Source organism: Muricoccus nepalensis, from assembly GCF_006438825.1.
Taxonomy (GTDB): Bacteria; Pseudomonadota; Alphaproteobacteria; order Acetobacterales; family Acetobacteraceae; genus Roseomonas; species Roseomonas nepalensis.
The window spans coordinates 70,104-92,075 of sequence record NZ_RCZP01000021.1; the positions used below are offsets into that span (position 1 = coordinate 70,104).

Below are 21,972 nucleotides of genomic sequence, written 5' to 3' on the forward strand. Positions count from 1 at the left end.
AATGCCGCCCCTACTCGTCGCGCCGCCAGGTGACGATGATCCGCACGACCTGGCCGAGCAGGTTGGGGTGGGGCTGCGGCGGGCTCTCCAGGTGCAGCAGGTCCCCCTCGAAGCGGAAGATCCGGGCCTGGTCCGTTCCGACCCAGGCCTGGTTCCAGGCGGCCTCCACGCGGGTGACCACGCGGTCGCCCTCCACCCGCCAGCGGCCGGTGTAGGAAATCATGGTTCGCAGCGCCTGGGCGCGCTCCACGTCGGTCTGCGGCACCGGGCGGCCCTCGGCGGTGACGAGGGCGAGCCATCGGCCGCCGGCGGTCGCGATCTGGTAGCCGGTGGGGTGCTGCCCGAGCACGGGCCTGCGCTGGCCGGCCGCGTCCTCGTAGACAACGCCGACCAGCTTCCAGTTGCCGACGATGCGCGCGCGGTCCGACGCCTCGTCCGCGCGGGCCGGCGGGGCCAGCGCCAGGACGAGGAGGGCGAGGGAGAGCGGGCGGCGCGTCATGCCGCCCCCGCCCGTTCCACGCGGTCCTTCAGCGCCGCCTCGCCGCCCCGGACGAAGTCGGCCAGGTTCTGCCGGAGCGTCGGCAGGGCCTGCTCCGCGTAGGTGTCGCTCATGCCGCCGATATGCGGGGTGATGATGAGGTTCGGCACGTCCCAGAGAGGGCTCCCGGCCGGCAGCGGCTCCTGCGCGAAGACGTCCAGCGCCGCGCCGGCGATGGTGCCCGCGCGCAGCGCCGCGGCCAGCGCCTCCTCGTCCACCACGTTGCCGCGGGCGAGGTTCACGAGGAAGGAGCCCGGCCGCATCGCCGAGAGCAGCCCCGCGTCGATGATATTGTGCGTCTCGGGCGTGTAGGGAACCAGCAGCACGAGGAAGTCGGCCAGGGCCGCGGCCTCGTGCAGCCGCGCGCGGGGCATCATGGCGTCGAAGCCCGGCGGCGGGGCGCTGCGGCCGCTGATGCCGATCACGCGCATGCCGAAGGCCTTGCAGCGCGGCGCCAGCTCCTCGCTGATGGAGCCGACGCCGAGGATGACGGCCGTGCGCCCGACGAGCAGCTTCTGCGGCCAGCGCTCCCAGCGGTGCCCCTCCTGGTTGCGCAGCACGGCCGGGAAGTTGCGGGCGAGCAGCATCATGTCGAGCATCGCCAGCTCCGACATCTGCGGCCCGTGGATGCCGCGCACGCGGGTGATGGCGACGTCGCGCGGCAGCTCGGGCATGATCAGCAGGTTGTCCACGCCCGTGGTCATGGCCTGCACCCATCGCAGCCGCGGCAGCGCCTTGACCGTCGCGGCGCTGACCGAGGGCGCCATGGCGACCAGCACCTGCGATTCCGCGGCCTGGCCGGCGATGTCGGCGTTGCTCTTCGCGAGGTGCAGGCGCAGCCCCGGGAACTCCGGCGCCAGATGGTCCCGGTAGTAGTCGGCGTCCTTGCCGAAGAGGAGGATGTCGGTCGCGGTCATGCCTCAGCCGATCTCGGTGATGATCTCGGGGAACTCGTGCAGCCGCGGCCCCGGGCCGTCCGGGCCGATGAGGTAGTTGTCGCAGACCCAGGACATGATGCCCCCGTGGTTGTAGGTGGGGTGGACCACGATGTTCGTGTCGGCCTGGATGGGGAAGGGCTCGTCGTGGCGGATGAGCGGGCGCTCCACCATGTCGTAGCCCTGGCCGTGGCAGTAAAGGCGGCTCTCGGGCGGGCGGCCGTTCTTCACCATGAAGGCGTTGAACTCCTCCCAGATCCGGGCGCTCGGCATGCCCGGCACCAGGCGGTCGAGGGTGAAGCGGCGGGCCTCCAGCGTGAAGGCGAACTCGTCCTTCATCTGCTGGGAGGCGCGGCCGAGCACGCAGCTCCGGCCGAGCTCCGTGTACATGCCGCCGGGCCCGCTGTTCTCCACCAGCAGGACGAACTGGTCGCCCTCCCGCAGAACCCGGTTGCCGAAGTGCCACTGGCCGAAGTGGAAGGGCGTGCCGGCGGGGGCGGAGGCGCAGAGATAGATGCCCTGCTCGCTGCCATAGGCGTGGCTGTACCGCTGGGCGACGGCCGCCACCTCGCGGTCGCGCATCCCGGGCTTGATCGCGTCGAAGGCCGCGCGCATGGCGCCGTCCTGCATGCGGGCGGCGTCGCGGATCAGCTCCTTCTCCTCGTCGCTCTTGAGGACCTTCACGCGGTCCACGAGGTCGGAGGCGTCGACGAAGCGGGCCTGCGGGAAGGCGGCGCGGACGTGGTCGGCGACGGCGGCCGACATCTGGTAGGCGCCGACGAGGCCGATGGTGGCGCGCGCGTAGGGCGCGAGGCCGCTGGCAGCAAGCTCCGCGTCGTAGGGCGCGGTGTAGAAGCAGGAGGCGTAGCTCGGCGTCATCAGCGCCCGCTTCACGCCGCGCAGCACGCCGTTGTCGCCGCCCGGCGGCTCGTCGACCGCGCCGAAAGGCCCCTGGCGGACCACGGTCATCAGGTCGTCGCGCGGGAAGACCACGGTGACGGGGTAGCCGTTGGTGGCCGGCAGATCCGTGAAGTACTTCACGTAGCCGCCCATGTGGTCGCCGTTGTTCTGCATCAGCAGCACGTCGATGCTCGCCGCCTCCATGGCCGCCCGCACGGCGGCCCAGCGCCGCTCGAGCTCGGCCGTGGAGATGGGCCGCTGAATCCTCTGGTCCTGGTCGGACATCGTCACCCTTTCATGCACCCGTCGCGGCGCGCCGTTGCGCACCGTCATCGCTCGAGCGAGATCCCGGCCCGCTGCGCCACGTCGATCCAGAAGGCGGCGTTCGCCCTCACCGCGCGGGCGAAGGCCGCCGGGTCCCGGCTGTCCGGTTCCACCGAGTTCAGGGCCAGGCGCTGCCGCACATCCGGCAGGGCCGCCGCGCGCCGGACCTCGTCGTGCAGCCGCCGCAGGATATCCTCTGGCAGGCCGGGCGGCGCGAAGAGGCCGATCCAGTAGTCCACGACGAAGTCGGGGAAGCCGGCCTCCACCATGGTCGGCACCTCCGGGTAGGCGTCCATGCGCCGCGCGGCGGTGACGGCGAGGGGCCGCGCGCGCCCGCCCTCGACCGGCGCCCGCGCCGGGCCGGGGTCGCTCAGCGCGAAGGCCACGTCGTCGGCGATGAGGGCCGTGATCCCCTCGGTGCTGCTGCGGTAGACGATGTTCTCCAGCGCCAGCCCCGCGCGCTGCCCGAAATAGGCGCCGAGGAGCTGGAAGCCGGTGCCGCCGGTGCCGTAGTTCGCCCGCGCCGGGTTCGCGCGCAGCCAGGCGACGAGATCCGCCACGCTCCGGTGAGGGCTGTCGCCGCGCACCAGCAGCATGCCCGGGAAGGCCCCGAGCACGGCGATGGGCACGAGGTCGGACTGCAGGTCGTAAGCGGGCTTGCCCGCGCCCTTCTCGGACAGCACGGGGCCGCTGGCGTGGACGAGGAGGGTGAGGCCGTCCGGCCGGGCGCGGATCACGGACTCGGTGCCGATCACCGCGCTCGCGCCCGGGCGATTGTCGATCACGAAGGGCTGGCCCAGCGCCTCCGACAGCTTCTGGCCGTAGATCCGGGCCAGGATGTCGTTGCCGCCGCCCGCCGCGTAGGGGACGACGACGCGGACGGGCCGGTCGGGGTAGGAGGGGGCGCCCGGGCGCGTCTGCGCGAGGGCCGGCCGGAGAGGGGGCAGGAGGCCCAACCCGGCGCCCGCCACCAGGGCGCGTCGGCTCGCCATCGATGGTTCCTCCCCCACGCCCGCTTCGCGGCGCCCTTTTTCGTCCGCCCTGCCGTTCCCGCGCGCCGGCCTCTTGACGAGAGCGCGCTGAACCGCATTGCAGTACGTCGGGCCTACGATACGGTTCGGCCACCCTCTCCTGTCAACAGGAACGGGCGGCCGCCGGCGGGCTGGGCCTCTTGCCGGCCCGGCCGCGAATGGCCTTCCCTGCCGGGGCGCCCCGGCGGGCAAAACGGCGCCAGGAGAACGGATTGCCTCCCGAGAAGAACCAGATCCAGGTCATCGGCCGCGCCGCCGCCGTCCTGCGCTCCCTGGAGAACCAGCCGCACGGGCTGAGCCTCGGGCAGATCGCGGCCAAGGTGGAGCTCGCGCGCTCCACCGTCCAGCGGATCGTCGCCGCGCTCGAGAGCGAGAAGCTCGTCGTGGCCGCGACCCCCGGCGGGCGCGTGCGGCTCGGCCCCGCGCTGCTGCGGCTCGCGGCCTCGGTCGAGACGAACGTCGCGGCCCTCGCCCATCCCTTCATCGCCGAGCTCTCGGCCTCCCTCGGCGAGACCGTCGACTTCGCGGCGGTGCGGCGCGACCACCTCATCTTCGTGGACCAGGTCGTGGGGATGCAGCGGCTGCAGGCGGTCTCAGCGGTGGGGGAGACCTTCCCGCTCTACTGCACGGCCAACGGCAAGGCCTACCTCGCCACCCTGTCGGACGACGAGATCGTCGCGTTGATCGGCCGCAGCTACGCCCGCCGCACGCCCAACACCCTGACCACGGCCGAGCCCCTGCTGGAGGAGATCCGGGCCGCCCGCCAGGCCGGCTTCGCCGTCGACCGGGAGGAGCACGTGCTGGGCATCTCCGCCGTGGGCGTCGCGCTGCGGGACATGATGGGCAACCCGGTCGCCGTGTCCGTGCCCGTGCCGACCCAGCGCTTCCGAGGGCGGGAGGAGGACATCGCCGAGCGGCTGCTCGAGACGAAGCGGGCGCTGGGCGCGCGCTTCACGGCGGAGAGCGCCTGACGGCAAAAAACCCCTTGCGGACGCTGACCGCATCCCGATACGGTCAGCCCACGAAGCAATACAAGCCGCCAGCAGGAGAGGCCCGCGAGGCCTGCCCGGCGGAGGGGGAACGCGCATGACGGTGACCATCAAGGGCATCCAGTTCGAGTCGAATCTCGAGAACTCGATGGGGTTGAAGTTCCACAACCTCTCGCACCGCTTCGGCTTCCAGTCGCCCAACTGGCCCTACTTCCAGGACGTGCAGATCGAGCGCATCCACTACATGGCCAAGTCGGGCGTGCTGAGCCAGCGCATCACGACCACGATGCACAACGGCACCCACATCGACGCGCCCGCGCACGTGGTCTCCGGCACCCCCTTCATCGACGAGGTGCCGCTGCCGCACTTCTTCGGCACGGGCATCGTCGTCTCCATCCCGAAGAAGCGCTGGGAGATGATCACCTACGACGACCTGGAGAAGGCGGCGGGCAAGGTCGTGCGCCCCGGGGACGTGGTGATCGTCAACACCGGCTGGCACCACAAGTACGACGACAACGACGAGTACTTCGCCTACTGCCCCGGCTTCGTGCCCTCGGCCGGCGACTGGTTCGTCGAGAAGAAGGTGAAGGTGGTCGGCCACGACACCCAGGCCAACGACCACCCGCTGGCCACCGCCATCGGCCCGCACCGCAACGGCCCGCTGCTGCCGCACCTGGCGAAGGAGTACCTCGAGTGGTCGGGCGGCCGCTCCTGGGACCAGGACCACCCGGAGTGGGAGCCGGTGCACCGCAAGCTCTTCACCAACGGCATCCTCGGCATCGAGAACGTGGGCGGCGACCTCGACGCCGTGACCGGCAAGCGCGTCACCTTCGCCTTCTTCCCCTGGAACTGGGACCGCGGCGACGGCTGCATCATCCGCCTCGTCGCCATCACCGATCCCACGCAGGGCTACCGGATCGAGAAGGGCGACGGCTTCTGATGCGCGTCAAGCGCTTCCAGGACGCGAAGCCCTACGAGGCGCCGAACCACTTCGCCATGAAGGGGCTGCGCCTCCAGGGCTTCGAGGAGGGCGGGCCGGAGAAGTTCTGGACCGGCCTCTCGCACTTCCTGCCGGGCGGCGGCGCCGGCCCCGACAGCTCGCCGCTCGAGAAGGTCTACGTCGTCGTCGCCGGCGAGGTGACGGTGCGGGCCGAGGGCCAGGAGGTCGTGCTCGGGCCGCTCGACAGCGTCTGCATCGGCGGCAACGTGGTGCGGGAGGTGGTGAACGCCTCCAACGCCGTCGCCACCATGATCGTCATCATGCCCTACCCGGAGAAGGCTGCATGAGCGACTTCCTCTCGGACCCCATGTCGCTCTTCGGCGTGAAGGGGAAGGTGGCGATCGTCACCGGCGCCTCCGGTGCCTTCGGGGCGCTTGCCGCGAAGGTCCTGGCGGGGGCGGGGGCGAAGGTCATCGCCGTCGCCGGCAGCAAGGACGCGCTGGACGAGGTCGTGGGCGAGTGCCGCGCGCTGGGCGCCGAGGCCGAGGGCGTGAACCGCCGCCCCTCCTCGGAGGCCGAGTGCGACGCGATCGTGGCCGAGGCCGTGCAGCACTACGGGCGCGTGGACATCCTCGTCGTCGCCTCCGGCAAGAACGACGTGGCGAAGATCACCGAGATGGCGCCGGAGCGCTTCCTCGACGTGATGGACGCGAACGTCACCCAGTCCTGGCTGATGGCGCGCGCGGCGGGCAAGCGGATGCTGGCGCAGGGGCAGGGCGGCAAGGTCGTGCTCATGTCCTCCGCCCGCGGCAAGCTCGGGCACCCCGCGGGCTACTCGGCCTATTGCGCCTCCAAGGCCGCGGTGGACGGGCTCACCCGCGCGCTCGGCTGCGAGTGGGGCGACACCGGGATCACGGTCAACGCCATCGCGCCCACCGTCTTCCGCTCCCCGCTCACCGCCTGGATGTTCGAGGACACGGAGCGCGCCAAGACGGTCCGCGCCGGCTTCCTTGCGCGCGTGCCCAGGGGACGACTGGGCGAGCCTGCGGACCTCGCGGGGCCGCTGCTCTTCCTCGCCTCCCGCGCGTCGGACTTCTACACCGGCCACGTGCTCTACGCGGACGGCGGGTACACCGCGGGATGATCGAGGGGGTCTCCCGCGTCGCGGTGATCGGGGCCGGGCTGATGGGCCACGGCATCGCGCAGGTCTTCGCCGGGGGCGGGCTGGCCGTGTCGGTCTACGACCCGGCCCCCGCGGCGCTCGCGGCGTTGCGCGACCGCATCCGCGGCAACCTGCGCGACCTCGGCGAGGACGAGGCCGCCGCCGACCGCGTGACGCCCTGCGCCGAGCTGGCGGAGGCGGTGCGCGACGCCGACTTCGTCGTCGAGGCGGCGCTGGAGAGCCTGCCGGTCAAGAGGGAGCTCTTCGCGGCCATCGAGGCCGCCTGCCCGCCGGGCGCGATCCTGGCGAGCAACACCTCGGTCATCCCGATCACGCGGATCATGGAGGGGCTGGGGGACCGCGCGCGGGCGCTCGGCACCCACTGGTGGAACCCGCCCTTCCTCGTGCCGCTGGTCGAGGTGATCGGCACCGAGTGGACCTCGCCCGAGGCCGTGGCGCGCACGATGGCGCTGCACAGGGCGCTCGGCAAGGTGCCGGTGCACGTGAAGCGCGACGTGCCGGGCTTCGTCGGCAACCGCCTGCAGCACGCGCTGTGGCGCGAGGCCATCTCGCTGGTGGAGAACGACATCTGCGACGCCGAGACGGTGGACCTCGTCGTCAAGAACAGCTTCGGCCGGCGCCTCGGCGTGCTCGGCCCGATCGAGAACGCGGACCTCGTCGGCACGGACCTGACGCTGGCCATCCACCAGACGGTACTGGGCGCGATCGAGTCCCGCCCGGCGCCCTCCCCCTACCTGGAGCGGCTCGTCGCCGAGGGGCGGCTGGGCATGAAGAGCGGCGAGGGCTTCCGCCGCTGGACTCCGGAGCAGCAGGCGGCGCTTCGCCGTGATATCGTCATCGAGTTGAAGCGGGCGCGGAACAACGACGCCCGGCGTGCCAAGGGAACGGACGGGAATGACGACCATGGAGACGGACCAGCGGACGGCTGACGCCGGACTGACCCGCCGCGCGGCCGCGGCGGCGGCCATCGGCGTGCTGGCGGCACCCTCGGTGCTGCGCGCGCAGGGCGCGGCGGGGCGGCCGATCAAGATCGGCTTCGTGAACCCGCGAACCGGGCCGCTCGCGGCCTTCGGAGAGGCGGACGCCTTCGTGCAGGAAGGCCTGGCGCGCGCCCTCTCGGGCGGGATCCGCGTCGCGGGCCGCACGCACCCCGTTCAGATCCTCGCGCGCGACAGCCAGTCGAGCCCGAGCCGCGCGGCCGAGGTCGCCTCCGAGCTCATCCTGCGCGACAAGGTGGACCTGATCACCGCCACCAGCGCGCCCGAGACGGTGAACCCCGTGGCCGACCAGGCCGAGGTGAACGAGGTTCCCTGCCTCACCACCAACTGCCCCTGGCAGCCCTATTTCTTCGGCCGGCGCGGCGATCCCGCCAAGGGCTTCGACTGGACCTACCACTTCTTCTGGGGCCTGGAGGACGTGATCGGCGCCTTCACCGACCTCTGGTCCAAGACCGAGACGAACAAGGTCGTGGGCGCGCTGTTCCCGAACGACGCGGACGGCAACGCCTGGGGCGACGCGCGGCTGGGCATGCCGCCGGCGCTAGCGCAGAAGGGCTACCGGCTGATCGACACCGGGCGCTTCCAGCCCGGCGGCAACGACTTCTCCGCGCAGATCTCTGCCTTCAAGGCAGCGAACGTGCAGATCGTGACGGGCGTGATGACGCCCCCGGACTTCGCGACCTTCTGGACCCAAGCGGGCCAGCAGGGCTTCCGGCCGAGGATCGCGACGATCGGCAAGGCGCTGCTCTTTCCCTCGGCCGTCGCCTCGCTCGGCGAGCGCGGCCTCGGGCTGACGACGGAGATCTGGTGGTCGCCGCACCACCCCTTCCGCTCCTCGCTGACGAACCAGACGGCCGCGGAGGTCTGCGCGGCCTATACCCAGGCCACGGGCAAGCCCTGGACGCAGCCCATCGGCTACCAGCACGCGCTGTTCGAGGTGGCGGCGGACGTGCTGAAGCGCGCCACGGCGCTCGAGCCGGAGGCGATCGTCCGCGCGATCCGCGCGACCGACCTGCGCACCATCGCGGGGCCGGTGAAGTGGGGCTCCGGGCCGGTGAAGAACGTCGCCAAGACGCCGCTGGTCGCGGGGCAGTGGCGGCGGGTGGGCGGGTCGCTCGACCTCGTGGTGCTGGCGAATCCCGGGGCGGCCGAGGTCCCGGTCGGCGGCACGCTTGAACCCCTCGGCTGACGCCGCCCCGATCCTCGCGCTGCGCGGCCTCCGCAAGCGCTTCGGCGCGGTGGTGGTGGCGGACGGCATCGACCTCGCGGTGCGCGCGGGCGAGGCGCTCGGCGTGCTCGGGCCGAACGGGGCGGGCAAGACGACGCTCTTCGGGATGGTGACGGGCACGGTGCGGCCGGACGCGGGGACGGTGATGTTCGAGGGGCGCGACGTGACCGCGCTCTCGCCCGCGCGCCGCTGCCGCCAGGGCATGGCGCGCTCCTTCCAGGTGCCGCAGCCCTTCGCGGGGCTGACGGTCTTCGAGAACCTCGTCGCCGCCGCCTCCTTCGGGGCGGGGGAGGGGGAGCGCGCCACCTACGACCGCTGCGCCGCCATCCTCGAGCGCTGCGGGCTGATGGCGCGGGCGAACGAGCGCGCGGGCGGGCTGCGGCTGCTCGACCGCAAGCGGCTGGAGCTGGCCCGCGCCCTGGCCACCCGCCCGAAGCTGCTCCTGCTCGACGAGGTGGCGGGCGGGCTGACCGAGAGCGAGTGCGCCGTGCTGGTGGACCTCGTGCGGGAGGTGCGCGCGGGCGGCGTGACGGTCGTGTGGATCGAGCACGTCCTGCACGCCCTCGCGGCCGTGGCGGATCGCGTGGTGGTGCTGCACGGCGGCCGCCTGATCGCCGAGGGCCGCGCGGACGAGGTGGTGCGCGTCCCCGCCGTGGCCGAGGTCTACATGGGAATCCCCGTGGATGCCTGACGCGCCCCTCCTCGCGCTGCGCGGCCTGGACGCCTTCTACGGCGACTTCCAGGCGCTCTTCGGCGTCTCCCTCGCCGTCGCGCCCGGCCAGGTCGTGGCCGTCATCGGCGCGAACGGCGCGGGGAAGAGCACGCTGCTGAAGACGGTGGCGGGGCTGATCGCGGCGCCGCGGCGGGATGCCGTGGTCTTCGACGGGGAGCCGGTCGGCGGCCTGCCCGCGCACGCGATGGTGGGGCGGGGCATCGCCCTGGTGCCCGAGGGCCGCCGGCTGTTTCCCTCGCTGAGCGTGGAGGAGAACCTGCTGATCGGCGGGCGCACGCGCCGTGCGGGGCCCTGGTCGCTCGAGGCCGTCTACGCCTTCTTCCCGGTTCTTGCGGAGCGGCGCCACGCGCCCTCCACGGCGCTGTCGGGCGGGCAGCAGCAGATGGTGGCGATCGGGCGGGCGCTGATGTCGAACCCGCGGCTTCTCCTTTGCGACGAGATCAGCCTCGGCCTCGCGCCCGTCATCGTGCGCGACATCTACGCGCGCCTGCCAGCGCTGGCGGCGCAGGGCACGGCCATGGTGATCGTGGAGCAGGACGTCTCCCAGGCGCTCGCCGCGGCGGACCGCGTCTTCTGCCTGCGCGAGGGCCGGGTGGTGCTGGAGGACGCGGCGCGCGCGCTGACGCGGGAGGCGGTCGCAGCCGCCTATTTCGGGGTCTGACGGCATGGAATGGGTCAACGCCGTCATCCAGGGCGTGCTGCTGGGGGGCCTCTACGGCCTCTTCGCGGCGGGGCTCTCGCTCATCTTCGGCGTGATGCGGCTGGTGAACATCGCGCATGGCGACCTGATCGTGCTCGCGGCCTATCTCGCGCTGGTGGTGACGGGGTCGCTCGGCATCGGGCCGCTGCCCTCCCTGCTGCTGGTCGTGCCGCTGATGGCCGCGATCGGCTACGGCCTCCAGCGCCTGCTGCTCAACCGGGCGCTGGGCGACGACCTGCTGCCGCCGCTGCTGGTGACCTTCGGGCTCTCCGTCATCATCCAGAACGGCCTGCTGGAGGCCTTCTCCGCCGACAGCCAGCGCCTGCAGGCCGGACCGATCGAGACGGCGGCGCTGCCGCTGGGCGGCGGGCTGGCGGTCGGCGTGCTGCCGCTGCTGCAATTCGTGGTCGCGGTCGCGGCCATCGCCGGGCTGCAGCTCCTCTCCTGGCGCACCCCGCTCGGCCGCGCCTTCCGCGCGACGGCGGACGACCCGGAGGTCGCGCGGCTGATGGGGCTCGACAACCGCCACGTCTTCGCGCTGGCCATGGCGCTCTCCCTCGCCGTGGTGGCGCTGGCGGGCGTGTTCCTGGCGGTGCGGACGAACTTCGATCCTGCCATCGGCCCGGCGCGCCTTCTCTTCGGCTTCGAGGCGGTGATCATCGGGGGCTTGGGCAGCCTCTGGGGCACGCTGGCGGGGGGCGTGCTGCTCGGCGTCGCCCAGTCCATCGGGGCGCAGATAGACCCGGGCTGGCAGATCCTCGCGGGGCACCTGCTCTTCCTCCTCGTCCTCGCCGTGCGGCCCGAGGGGCTCTTCCCGAGGCTGCGCGGATGAGCGCCGCGCCCGCCGCCCCGGCCCAGGTCTCCCACGGCACGCGCGCGAGCCGGATCGGCCTGCCGCTGTTCCTGCTGCTGCTGGTGGCCCTCGCTGCCGCGCCCTGGTGGACGGACCGCCAGGGCATGCGCCTGCTCGGCGAGGTCTACGCCTACGCCGCGCTGGCCAGCCTGTGGAACCTTCTCGCGGGCTATTCCGGCCTGGTGACGGTGGGGCAGCAGGCCTTCGTCGGGCTCGGCGCCTACGTGCTGTTCTCGGCCGCGCTGCTTTTCGGGGTGAACCCTCTCTGGGGCATCCCGGCGGCGGGGCTGCTGGGGGCGCTGGCGGCGGTGCCCGTGGCGGCGCTGACCTTCCGGCTGCGCGGCGCCTACTTCGCCATCGGCACCTGGGTGGTGGCGGAGGTCTTCCGCCTGCTGGCCGCGCAGTTCACCGCGCTCGGCGGCGGGTCCGGCACCAGCCTGCCGGCCTCGGTCGTCGCCTCCATCGCCAGCGGGCGGGCGGCGCGGGAACAGCTTCTCTACTGGCTGGCGCTCGGGCTCGCGGTGCTCATCCTCGCGGCCATCCTGCTGCTGCTGCGCTCGCGTCACGGCTTGGCCCTGGCGGCCATCCGCGACAACGAGGTCGCCGCGCGGTCCTGCGGGATCGAGGTGGACCGGACGCGGCTGGCGGTCTTCGTCGTCGCCTCCGGGGGCGCGGCGATGGTGGGGGCGCTCATCTTCCTCCAGAAGCTGCGCATCTCCCCCGACGCCGCCTTCAGCGTGAACGACTGGACGGCGCTGGTGATCTTCATCGCGGTCATCGGCGGCATCGGGCGCGTGGAGGGGCCGCTGATCGGCACCGCCCTGTTCTTCCTCCTTCGCGAGACGCTGTCCCAGCTCGGCAGCCTCTACCTCATGGTGCTCGGCGCCGTCGCGATCGCCGTCATGCTGCTCGCGCCCCGCGGCCTCTGGGGCGTGCTGGCGGACCGGCTGGGCTGGCAGGTCTTCCCGCTGGCGCGGCGGCTGGAGCCCCGGGCCCCGCCCCTCGGCACCGCGCCGCCACCAACCACACGTCACGCGCTCGCCGGGGCGGACCACGAGAACAGGGGCGACACCCGATGACGCGAGGGATCCCGCGCCGCACCGCGCTCGGCGCCACCCTGGGAGCGGCGCTCGCCGCGCCCGCCCTCGCGCAGGGCATCTCGACGCGGCCGATCACCCTCATGACGCCCTTCAGCGCGGGCAGCCCGCCGGACTTCGTGGCGCGCCTGATGGCGGACGGCCTGGCGCGCCGCTGGAACCAGCCCTTCGTGGTGGACAACCGCGTGGGCGCCAGCGGGAACATCGGCACGCAGGCGGTCGCCCGCGCCGCGCCGGACGGGCACACGCTGATGGTCACCGCCAGCACGCTCGTGATGAACGTCAGCCTCTTCCGCAACCTGCCCTACGACCCCGTGGGCAGCTTCGCGCCCGTGGCGGAGCTGGCCACGGTCGGCTTCGGGCTTCTCCTGCATCCCTCCGCCGGCGCCAGCGCGGTGGAGTTCGTCGCGGGCGCCAAGGCGCGGCCGGGCTCCGTCAACTACGGCTCCCCCGGCGTCGGCACGCCGCACCACCTGGCGATGGAGATGTTCCGCCAGCGGTCGGGCATCCAGCTGACCCACGTGCCCTATCGCGGGGCCGCGGGCGCGGTGACGGACCTGCTGGCCGGGCAGGTGGCCGCGATGTTCGTGCCGATCGGCAGCGCGCGGGAGCTGGCGAAGGACAACCGCGTGCGGCTCGTCGCGGTGGCGAGCGACGCGCGCCTGGCCGCCGCGCCGGAGGTGCCGACCCTCGCCGAGGTGGGCCTCGCCGCCATGGACATGCGCGACTGGTACGGCCTCTTCGCGCCCGCCGGCACCCAGCCCGAGATCCTGGCGAAGCTCAACGCGACGGCGAACGAGGTGCTCGCCGCGCCCGACGTTCTCGCGGCCCTCTCGGCGCAGGGAATGACCGCCGTGGGCGGCCCGGCCGACAGGCTGCGCGCCGACGTGGCGGGAGACCTCGCGCGCTGGGCCGGCGTGGTGCGCGAGGCCGGCATCACCCCCGAGTAAGACCCGCACCCCTCAGAAAGATCCCCTATGAGCAGCCTTCGCAACAAGGTCATCATCACCTGCGCGGTCACCGGGGGCATCCACACGCCCACCATGTCCGACGCGCTTCCCGTCACGCCGAGCGAGATCGCCGAGCAGGCCGTGGCCGCGGCCGAGGCGGGCGCCTCCATCCTGCACCTGCACGCGCGCGACCCCGAGACCGGCAAGCCGACGCCGGACCCCGAGGTGTTCATGCAGTTCCTGCCGCGCATCAAGCAGGCGACGGGCGCGGTGCTGAACATCACCACCGGCGGCGGGCTGAACATGACGGTGGAGGACCGGCTGGCCGCGCCGCTGCGCGCGAAGCCCGAGATGTGCTCCCTCAACATGGGCTCCATGAACTTCGGCATCTTCGGCCTCGCCGACCGCTACAAGGAGTGGAAGCACGACTGGGAGGAGCCCTATCTCCGGGGCACGGACGACTTCATCTTCCGCAACACCTTCCGCGACATCGCGCGCATCCTGCAGATGCTCGGCAAGGACCACGGCACGCGCTTCGAGCACGAGTGCTACGACGTCGGCCATCTCTACAACCTCGCCCACTTCGTCGACCGCAAGCTGATCGAGCCGCCCTTCTTCGTGCAGACGATCTTCGGCATCCTCGGTGGCATCGGGAGCGACTGGGACAACGTGCTGTTCATGAAGCGCACGGCGGACCGGCTGTTCGGGGACAGCTACGTCTGGTCCGTGCTCGCGGCCGGGCGCCAGCAGATGCCCATCTGCACCCAGGCCGCGATGATGGGCGGGAACGTGCGCGTGGGGCTCGAGGACAGCCTCTACATCGGCCGCGGCACGCTCGCCTCCTCCAACGCCGAGCAGGTGGCGAAGATCCGCCGCATCATCGAGGAGTTGGGGCTGGAAGTTGCGACGCCCGACGAGGCGCGCCAGGCCCTGGCGCTGAAGGGGGCCGATCTTGTCGGCTTCTGACGCGGCGGCGCGCGTCACGATCCGCGAGCACCGCATCCCGACGCCGGGCAGCCGCCCCTATATCTGCGCGCCCGGCCCGGACGGGCGCCTCTGGTTCTGCGAGAGCGGCACGGCGCGGATCGGCTGCCTGGACCCCGGGAGCGGCGCTTTCGAGGAGTTCGCCCTGCCGACGCCGGACAGCACGCCCATCGGCATCATCGCCGGCGCCGAGGGCGCGCTCTGGTTCACGGAGAACACCGGCAACAAGGTCGGCCGAATCACGACGCAGGGCGCGATCACCGAGTACCCGGTGCTCACCCCGGCCTCCGGCCCGAACGGCATCGTGCTCGGGCCCGATGGCAACGTCTGGTTCTCCCAGACCGACGCCGGGCAGGTCGCGCGGGTGACGCCCGATGGCGAGGTCACGGAGTTCGCGCGCGGCTTTACGCGGGGCTGCCGCCCCCTCTCGCCCGTCGCGCGCGACGGCGCCCTCTGGTTCAGCGAGGCCGCGGCGAGCCAGGTCGCGCGCGTCGGCCTCGACGGCACGGTGACGGAGTTCCCGATCCCGAGCCCGGACAGCCAGCCCCGCGCCATGGCCGTGCATCCCGACGGCAGCATCTGGTTCGTCGAGACGAGCGCCAACGCCCTCGGCCGCATCGACGCCGCGGGGCGCATCACCGAGCACCCGGTGCCGATCCCCGACGCCTCTCTGCGCGGGGTGACGGTCACGCCGGACGGGGAGCTGTGGTTTACGGCGAACGCGGCCAACCGGATCGGGCGGATGGCGCCGGACGGCACCATGCTCGGCAGCTATGCGATCCCCACGTCCGGCTGCGGCGCGCGCTGCATCGCGACGATGCCGGACGGGCGGCTCTTCTTCACCGGCTACGACGCCGGGATCATCGGTGAAGTCGTGAGGGAGGGCGCATGAACGCGACCGTCGAAACCCTGCGCTACGCGTGCGGCGACCTCGCCTGCGCGGGGACGCTCGTCATCGGGCCGGATGCGGGCAAGAGCAGCCCGCTGGTCCTCGTCTCGCCCAACTGGCTCGGTGTCACGCCCGAGGCCGCGGCCCGCGCGGCGCGGATCGCGGGGCCGGGCGGCGTCGCCCTCGTCGCCGACATGTTCGGCGGGGGGCGCGCGGCGTCCGGTCCGGAGGAGGCGGCGCCGCTGGCCGAGGCGCTGCGCAACGACCCCGCGGAGCGCCGCCGCCGCATCGCCGCCGCGCTGGACGCGCTGACGGCGGAGGCCGCGCGGCGGGGCCTGGGCGAACCGGCAAAGCGCGCCGCGGTCGGCTTCTGCTTCGGCGGCGGCAACGTGCTGGAGCTGGCGCGAATGGGCGCCGACCTCCGCGCGGCCGTCTCGCTGCACGGCGACCTCGTCAGCCCCCTGCCGGCCGCGCCCGGCGCGGTGCGCGCGGCACTGCTCGTGCTGCACGGCTCGCGCGACCCGGTGGCCCCCAAGGCGCAGCGCGACGCCTTCGAGGCGGAGATGGACGCGGCGGGCGCGACCTGGCGCCTGCTGACCTTCGGCGGGCTCGTCCACTCCTTCGCCGAGGAGGACGCGGCGGTCCCGGGCGTTGCCGAGTACGACGAGGCGGCGTCGCGCGCGAGCTACCGGCTGATTGACGACTTCCTGTCGGAGGCCTTCGCGGCGAAGCCCTGACGGCGCAGCGGTGCAACGGCCCGGATCACGGGCGAGGGGGAGGAGCGGGCGTATGCGAGCAAGATGCGCAGGAATCCTGGCGGGGTTGATTCTGGCCTGCCTCGCCCCCGGGGCAAGGGCGCAGGCGCAGCCCTACCCCGCGCGCCCGATCCGCGTGATCGTGCCGATCGCGCCGGGCAGCGTGACCGACGTCATCCTGCGCGCCGCCTCGCCCGAGCTGTCGCGGCGCCTCGGGCAGCCCGTCGTGGTCGAGAACCGCGCCGGCGCCAACGGCATCGTCGGCGCCCAGGCCTGCGCGGCCGCGGCGCCGGACGGTTACACGCTCTGCGCCGTCTACCACGCGACGATGTCCTTCAACCCGCTCCAGTTCGACCGGCTGCCCTACAGCCCCGCCGAGTTCGTACCCATCACGAACCTCTTCCTGCTGACGGAGGTGCTCGTCGTCGCCTCCTCGCTTCCCGTGCGCTCGGTGGCGGAGCTGAAGGCCCACGCGGCGACGCGCCCGCTCGCCTTCGGCACGCTGGGCGGCGGCTCGCTACAGGAGCTGCTGGTCACCTGGCTGAACACGCAGTGGTCCGCCGGCATCATGGGCGTGCCCTACCGCGGCGGCGGGCCGATCGCGCTCGCGGTGTCCTCGAACGAGATCCAGCTCGGCAACATGGGCGTCGGCAACTTCCTCGGCGCTATCGAGGCCGGCACGGTGCGCCCGCTGGCGGTGACGACCACCCGGCGATCGCCGCTCCTGCCGGAGGTGCCGACCTTCGCGGAGGCGGGCCTCGGCGGCTTTCCCTCGCGCGGCTGGTGGGGGCTGGTGGCGCCCGCCGGCACCCCGCCCGAGGTGGTCGCGCGGGTGAACACGGAGGTGGTCGGGTTGTTCCAGGAACCCGCCTTCGCCGCCTTCCTCGGACGGCAGGGCGTGCAGCCCCAGGCCGGCACGCCCGAGGAGTTCCGCGCCTTCCTGGCCGAGGACCGCGTCGGAGCGGAGGCGCTCATCCGCCTGTCGAACCAGCCGCGCACCGAGTACCGCCCGGCCAACTAGCGCCGGGCACGATCCTCGTTGACCGTAATGTGGGACACACATACCGTATCGTGGTTCATAAGAAGGAGCGCGCCCGGTGCGGCGCGCCGGTTCCGGGAGAAGATGGCCATGACACCCCGCGCGTCGCTCCACCGCACGCTCCTGCTGCTCGCCGCCGGCGCCCTCGGCGGCCTCTTCTCCGGGGCCGCCTTCGCCCAGGGCACGGCGTCGCCGGCCTGGCCGAGCCGGCCGGTCCGCGTGATCATCCCGCAGCCGCCGGGCGGCGTGCTCGACATCCTCATCCGCGCCCTGGCCGAGCCGCTGCGCCAGCAGTTCGGCCATCCCGTCGTGGTCGACAACCGCCCCGGCGGCAACAACGTCGTCGGCCTCGAGGCCTGCGCGGGCGCGGCGCCGGACGGCTACACGCTCTGCGCCGTCTCGGCGGAGGTGCTCTCCACCTACCCGCTGGTGGAGCCCGCGCTCTACGCGCGCTACAGCTCCATCGTCCCCGTCACGCTCATCGCGCGCAACGCGGGCGTGCTGCTGGCCAATCCCTCCGTGCCCGCGAAGGACCTGCGGGAGTTCGTCGCCTGGGCGCGCACGCAGACGGGCCTGAACTACTCCTCCTCCGGCGCCGGCTCCACGCCAAACCTCCTCTGGGAATACATCAAGCAGCACGACGGGCTGCGGATCGAGCACGTGCCCTACCGCGGCATCATCGAGGCCTTCAACGAGATGGCCGCCGGCCGCGTGCAGGTCTCCTACATCGCGCTCGGCTTCGCGCTGGAGCCGATCGCGACCGGGCGCGTGAAGCCGCTCGCCGTGCTCGGCAGCGCGCGCTCGCCGCGCCTGCCGGAGGTGCCCTCGCTCGGCGAGCTCGGCTACGCCTTCCCCTATGACGGGCCCTGGTGGGGCTTCGCGGCGCCCGCCGGCACGCCCGCGCCGGTGATGGACCGCATCGCGGCGGCGACGCGGGCCGCGCTGCAGGACCCCGCACTCCGCAGCCGCCTGCTGGAGCCGCAGGCCTACGAGGCCGTGGGCAACACGCCCGCCGAGTTCGCCGCCATCATCGAGGGGGAGCGCTCGCGCGGCGCCGCCATCGTGCGCGCCGCCGGGATCGAGGTTCGCTGACCCCGTGTCCCGGCGCCCGCCGCCCCCCACCCCGCCGCCCCCCACCCCGCGGCCACGGAGAAGCAGGTTGATCAGCAAGATCGCGCTCGAGGAACACTTCATGACCCCGGGCATGGAGGGCTATTGGCAGGCGACGGTGGAGGACCTTCCGCCCGCGCTCTACAGGGACATCCACGCGCGGCTCTCCGACTTCGGGGAGAGCCGGCTGGCCGCGATGGACGCCGCCGGCATCGAGCGCGCCGTGCTCTCCCTCGCCGGCCCCGGCGTGCAGGCGGAGCGGGACACGGCGACGGCAATCGCGCGCGCGCGGGAGGCGAACGACGCCCTGGCCGCGGAGATCGCGCGGCGCCCGGACCGCTACGCCGGCTTCGCGCACCTGCCGATGCAGGACGGCCGCGCGGCCGCCGACGAGCTGGAGCGGGCGGTGCGCCAGCTCGGCCTCGTCGGCGGCATGGTGAACGGGCAGACGGACGCGACCTATCTCGACCACGACAAGTACGAGGTCTTCTGGGAGCGGGCGGCGGCGCTCGGCGCGCCGATCTACATCCACCCGAACGACCCTCCCGCGCCCTATGGCGGCTGGGCGGACGCCAAGATCCTCTCCCGCGCCACCTGGGGCTGGACGGTGGAGACGGCGACGCACGCGCTGCGCCTCGTCTTCGGCGGCACCTTCGACCGGCACCCGGGGGCGCGCGTCATCCTCGGCCACATGGGCGAGACGCTGCCCTTCCTCCTCTGGCGCCTCGACAGCCGCGCGAAGCTCTACAAGGCGGAGCGGCCGCTGAAGCGCCAGCCCTCCGACTACATCCGCGAGAACATCTTCGTCACGACCTCCGGCCAATGCGCGGCCGAGCCCCTCCTCTGCACCCTCGCCTCGCTCGGCGAGGACCGGGTGATGTTCGCGGTGGACTACCCCTTCGAGGCGGCCGAGATTGCCGGCCGTTTCCTCGACGAGGTCCCCATCGGCGACGCGGTGCGGGAGGGGATCGCGAGCGGGAACGCGAGGCGGCTGCTCGGGCTCTAGAGGGGACGCGGCATGGGGCACTGGGGCAGCGGCCGGCGGGTCGAGGACGAGGCGCTGCTGCGCGGCCTCGGCCGCTACTCGGACGACGAGACGACGGAGGGCGCGGCCGCCGCGATCTTCCTCCGCTCCCCCCACGCCCATGCCCTGATCCGGGGCATCGACGCCGCGGCGGCGCGCGCCCTGCCCGGCGTGCGGGCGGTGCTGACCGGCGCGGACCTCGCCGGCCTCGGCAGCGTCACCAGCCCCATGCCGGTGCGCGGGCGCGACGGCGCCCCGATCCGCCCCGTGCACCGCCCGGCGCTCGCCGCCGAGCGCGTGCGCCACCTCGGCGAGCCCGTGGCCCTGGTGGTGGCCGAGACCGTGGCCGGGGCGCAGGACGCGGCCGAGGCGGTGGTGGTGGACTACGACCCGCTGCCCGCCGTGACCGACCCCGCCGCCGCCCTGGCGCCCGGCGCACCCGCCCTCTGGCCCGAGGAGGCGCCCGGGAACCTCGCGCTCGACTGGGCCGGCCCGCCCGACCCGGACGGCACGAAGGCCGCGGCGGTGGAGGCGGCCTTCGCGCGCGCGGCGCTCGTCGCGCGCGTGTCCGTGCCGATCGGGCGCCTCGTCGTCGCCTCGCTGGAGCCGCGGGCGGCCACGGCCTCCTTCGACCCCGGCACGGGGCGCTACACGCTCCTCGCGGGCTCGCAGGGGGCGGCCGGGCTGCGCCAGGGCGTCGCGGCCTCCATGGGCATCCCCGAGGACGCGCTGCGCGTGGTCAGCCACGATGTCGGCGGCGCCTTCGGCATGAAGTCCGGCAACTACCCGGAATATCCGGCCCTGCTGCGCGCGGCGGAGCGGCTGGGCCGGCCGGTGCGCTGGGTCTCCACGCGCTCCGAGGCCTTCCTGACGGACAACCAGGGCCGGGGCAGCGACTGGACGGCGGAGCTGGCCTTGGACGAGGAGGGTCGCTTCCTGGCGCTGCGCGTGGAGGGGCTGGCCGATCTCGGCGCCTACCTCACCCAGGCCGCGGCCTTCGTGCCGACCGGGCTGGTGATGATGTGCCTGCCCGCCATGTACGACATCCCCCACGTCGCGATCCGCACGCGCTGCGCCTTCACCAACACCGTGCCCACCGGCCCCTATCGCGGCGCCGGGCGCCCGGAGATCAACCTGCTGCTGGAGCGCGCGGTCGAGGAGGCGGCGCGGGTGCGCGGGGAGGACGGCGCGGCGCTCCGGCGGCGCAACCTCATCCCGCCCGCGCGCATGCCCTACGCGACCGCCGTCGGCACGACCTACGACAGCGGCGACTTCCCGGCCGTGCTGGAGGCCGCGCTGCGGGCGGCGGACCACGCGGGCTTCCCCGCGCGCCGCGCCGAGGCCGAGGCCCGCGGGCGGCTGCGCGGCATCGGCCTCGCCTGCTTCCTCGAGAACGCGGGCGTCATGCCCGACGAGCCCGCGCGCATCGCCTTCGCGCCGGACGGCACCGTGAGCGTCAGCATCAACGCGGTCTCGAGCGGGCAGGGGCACGAGACGGTCTTCGGCGACCTCGCGGCCGAACGGCTGGGCGTGCCGCGCGCGGCGGTGCGCGTCACCCGCGGCGACAGCGACCGCGACGTGCCCGGCTTCGGCGCCGTCGCCTCCCGCTCCGCCATGACGGCGGGCGGCGCCATCGCCGTCACCGCCGACGAGGTTCTCCGCAAGGCCCGCCCCGTCGCCGCCCTGCTGCTGCAGGCGCAGGAGGAGGAGGTGGTGGTCTTCGAGGGCGGCCGCTTCACCGCGGGCGGCGCCGGCGCGGTCGGGCTGATCGAGGTCGCGGCCCGCGCGGCGGAGCTCGGCACGCCGCTGGACACCACGGCGAAGGTGACGGCGCCCACCACCTTCCCGAACGGCTGCCACGTCGCCGAGGTGGAGATCGACCCCGAGACGGGGGCCACGAAGGTGGTCTCCTACGTCGCCGTGGACGATTGCGGCCGCGTGCTGAACGCCATGGTCGTGGAGGGGCAGATCATGGGCGGCGTCGCCCAGGGGCTCGGCCAGGCGCTGACCGAGCGCGTGGCGATGGAGGCCGACGGCCAGCTCGTCTCGGGCTCCTTCATGGACTACGCGCTGCCGCGGGCGGAGGACGTGCCGGAGATCCAGGGGCGGCACATCGAGGTGCCCGCCACGACCAACCCGCTGGGCGTGAAGGGCACGGGCGAGGCCGGCACCACCGCCGCCCCGCCCGCCATCCTCGGCGCCATCGCCAACGCGCTGCCGCCTGGCGCCGCCTCCCGCCTCGTGCTGCCGGCGACCGCCGAGCGCGTCTGGCGGGCGTTGCAGGAGAAGCCCGCGTGATCGACCTCTACACGCACATCCTGCCCGCGTCCTTCTCGGCGGCGCTGGCGGCGGTCTCGCCGGGGCGGGGCGACATCGCGGCGCGGCTGCGCGGCGTGCGCCCGCTGCACGACCTCGACGCCCGCTTCCGCGCCATGGACGCGGTGCCCGGCTACAGCCAGGTGATCTCGCTCCCCAACCCGCCGCTCGAGGACATCCTCCCCGCCGGCGCCGCCGCCGACCTCGCCCGCCGCGCCAACGACGCCCTCGCCGAGCTCTGCGCCCGCCACCCCGACCGCTTCCCCGCCTTCGTCGCCACCCTCTCCCTCCTCGACCCCGAGGGCGCCGTGCGGGAGGCCGGGCGCGCCATCACCGCGCTCGGCGCCCGCGGCGTGCAGGTCTTCACCAACGTCGCCGGCAAGCCCCTCGACCGCCCGGAGTACCAACCCCTCTTCGCCGCGCTCGCCGCCCACGACCTGCCCGTCTGGCTCCACC

Annotated in this window: 23 protein-coding genes; 19 read left to right on the top strand and 4 right to left on the bottom strand. The window is 73.6% G+C overall.

The genetic code is table 11. From position 1 onward, the window contains the following. Positions 1-10: 10 nt before the first annotated feature. The 4 genes from EAH89_RS18715 to EAH89_RS18730 are packed head-to-tail and all read right to left on the bottom strand — an operon-like array spanning position 11 to position 3,689. On the bottom strand, positions 11-499 hold the full coding sequence (locus EAH89_RS18715; RefSeq protein WP_140885231.1) for a lipocalin-like domain-containing protein: 489 nt from the start codon (positions 497-499) through the stop codon (positions 11-13). Next, entirely contained in the window at positions 496-1,455 is a 960-nt protein-coding gene (locus EAH89_RS18720) for a D-2-hydroxyacid dehydrogenase (protein WP_140885232.1), read from the bottom strand. Before EAH89_RS18720 ends, EAH89_RS18715 begins: the two co-directional genes overlap by 4 nt. Before the next feature lie 3 nt (positions 1,456-1,458). Beyond that, on the bottom strand, positions 1,459-2,658 hold the full coding sequence (locus EAH89_RS18725) for a M24 family metallopeptidase (RefSeq protein WP_161993672.1): 1,200 nt from the start codon (positions 2,656-2,658) through the stop codon (positions 1,459-1,461). A gap of 44 nt (positions 2,659-2,702) precedes the next feature. Further along, on the bottom strand, positions 2,703-3,689 hold the full coding sequence (locus EAH89_RS18730; protein WP_140885234.1) for a Bug family tripartite tricarboxylate transporter substrate binding protein: 987 nt from the start codon (positions 3,687-3,689) through the stop codon (positions 2,703-2,705). Positions 3,690-3,940: 251 nt separating this feature from the next. Between EAH89_RS18730 and EAH89_RS18735 the strand changes: the two genes are divergently transcribed. The 19 genes from EAH89_RS18735 to EAH89_RS31405 form a co-directional block, all read left to right on the top strand. Continuing rightward, complete coding sequence (locus tag EAH89_RS18735) at positions 3,941-4,699, top strand: IclR family transcriptional regulator (protein WP_206667604.1); 759 nt, start codon at positions 3,941-3,943, stop codon at positions 4,697-4,699. Positions 4,700-4,814: 115 nt separating this feature from the next. Next, a complete protein-coding gene (locus EAH89_RS18740) occupies positions 4,815-5,657 on the top strand; it encodes a cyclase family protein (protein ID WP_140885236.1) in 843 nt (280 codons plus the stop codon). Further along, positions 5,657-6,004 (top strand): cupin domain-containing protein, encoded by a 348-nt coding sequence (locus EAH89_RS18745; RefSeq protein WP_140885237.1) that lies wholly within the window; start codon positions 5,657-5,659, stop codon positions 6,002-6,004. Before EAH89_RS18740 ends, EAH89_RS18745 begins: the two co-directional genes overlap by 1 nt. Then, complete coding sequence (locus EAH89_RS18750; protein WP_140885238.1) at positions 6,001-6,801, top strand: SDR family NAD(P)-dependent oxidoreductase; 801 nt, start codon at positions 6,001-6,003, stop codon at positions 6,799-6,801. Before EAH89_RS18745 ends, EAH89_RS18750 begins: the two co-directional genes overlap by 4 nt. Next, on the top strand, positions 6,798-7,769 hold the full coding sequence (locus tag EAH89_RS18755) for a 3-hydroxyacyl-CoA dehydrogenase family protein (protein ID WP_140885239.1): 972 nt from the start codon (positions 6,798-6,800) through the stop codon (positions 7,767-7,769). Before EAH89_RS18750 ends, EAH89_RS18755 begins: the two co-directional genes overlap by 4 nt. Beyond that, entirely contained in the window at positions 7,735-9,027 is a 1,293-nt protein-coding gene (locus EAH89_RS18760) for an ABC transporter substrate-binding protein (protein WP_206667605.1), read from the top strand. The genes EAH89_RS18755 and EAH89_RS18760 overlap by 35 nt, the downstream gene beginning before the upstream one ends. Beyond that, positions 9,011-9,757, top strand: coding sequence for an ABC transporter ATP-binding protein (locus EAH89_RS18765; protein WP_140885240.1), 747 nt, complete (start codon positions 9,011-9,013; stop codon positions 9,755-9,757). Before EAH89_RS18760 ends, EAH89_RS18765 begins: the two co-directional genes overlap by 17 nt. Next, positions 9,750-10,460, top strand: a complete 711-nt coding sequence (locus EAH89_RS18770; protein WP_140885241.1) for an ABC transporter ATP-binding protein — start codon at positions 9,750-9,752, stop codon at positions 10,458-10,460. The genes EAH89_RS18765 and EAH89_RS18770 overlap by 8 nt, the downstream gene beginning before the upstream one ends. A gap of 4 nt (positions 10,461-10,464) precedes the next feature. Next, on the top strand, positions 10,465-11,331 hold the full coding sequence (locus EAH89_RS18775) for a branched-chain amino acid ABC transporter permease (RefSeq protein ID WP_140885242.1): 867 nt from the start codon (positions 10,465-10,467) through the stop codon (positions 11,329-11,331). Continuing rightward, positions 11,328-12,431: a branched-chain amino acid ABC transporter permease gene (locus EAH89_RS18780; RefSeq protein ID WP_140885243.1), complete on the top strand. Its 1,104-nt coding sequence runs from the start codon at positions 11,328-11,330 to the stop codon at positions 12,429-12,431. Before EAH89_RS18775 ends, EAH89_RS18780 begins: the two co-directional genes overlap by 4 nt. Continuing rightward, on the top strand, positions 12,428-13,399 hold the full coding sequence (locus tag EAH89_RS18785; protein WP_140885244.1) for a tripartite tricarboxylate transporter substrate binding protein: 972 nt from the start codon (positions 12,428-12,430) through the stop codon (positions 13,397-13,399). Before EAH89_RS18780 ends, EAH89_RS18785 begins: the two co-directional genes overlap by 4 nt. A gap of 27 nt (positions 13,400-13,426) precedes the next feature. Then, positions 13,427-14,365, top strand: a complete 939-nt coding sequence (locus EAH89_RS18790) for a BKACE family enzyme (RefSeq protein ID WP_140885245.1) — start codon at positions 13,427-13,429, stop codon at positions 14,363-14,365. Next, positions 14,352-15,275, top strand: coding sequence for a Vgb family protein (locus EAH89_RS18795; RefSeq protein ID WP_140885246.1), 924 nt, complete (start codon positions 14,352-14,354; stop codon positions 15,273-15,275). Before EAH89_RS18790 ends, EAH89_RS18795 begins: the two co-directional genes overlap by 14 nt. Further along, a complete protein-coding gene (locus EAH89_RS18800) occupies positions 15,272-16,009 on the top strand; it encodes a dienelactone hydrolase family protein (RefSeq protein ID WP_140885247.1) in 738 nt (245 codons plus the stop codon). Before EAH89_RS18795 ends, EAH89_RS18800 begins: the two co-directional genes overlap by 4 nt. Positions 16,010-16,094: 85 nt before the next feature. Beyond that, positions 16,095-17,048, top strand: coding sequence for a Bug family tripartite tricarboxylate transporter substrate binding protein (locus tag EAH89_RS18805; RefSeq protein WP_161993673.1), 954 nt, complete (start codon positions 16,095-16,097; stop codon positions 17,046-17,048). Positions 17,049-17,156: 108 nt separating this feature from the next. Beyond that, on the top strand, positions 17,157-18,158 hold the full coding sequence (locus EAH89_RS18810) for a Bug family tripartite tricarboxylate transporter substrate binding protein (protein ID WP_161993674.1): 1,002 nt from the start codon (positions 17,157-17,159) through the stop codon (positions 18,156-18,158). 67 nt (positions 18,159-18,225) lie between these two features. Then, positions 18,226-19,182 (top strand): amidohydrolase family protein, encoded by a 957-nt coding sequence (locus EAH89_RS18815; protein WP_206667606.1) that lies wholly within the window; start codon positions 18,226-18,228, stop codon positions 19,180-19,182. A gap of 12 nt (positions 19,183-19,194) precedes the next feature. Further along, positions 19,195-21,498: a xanthine dehydrogenase family protein molybdopterin-binding subunit gene (locus EAH89_RS18820; RefSeq protein ID WP_140885250.1), complete on the top strand. Its 2,304-nt coding sequence runs from the start codon at positions 19,195-19,197 to the stop codon at positions 21,496-21,498. Beyond that, on the top strand, positions 21,495-21,972 hold a 478-nt coding region (locus tag EAH89_RS31405), incomplete at its 3' end, for an amidohydrolase family protein (protein ID WP_161993675.1). The genes EAH89_RS18820 and EAH89_RS31405, both read left to right, overlap by 4 nt.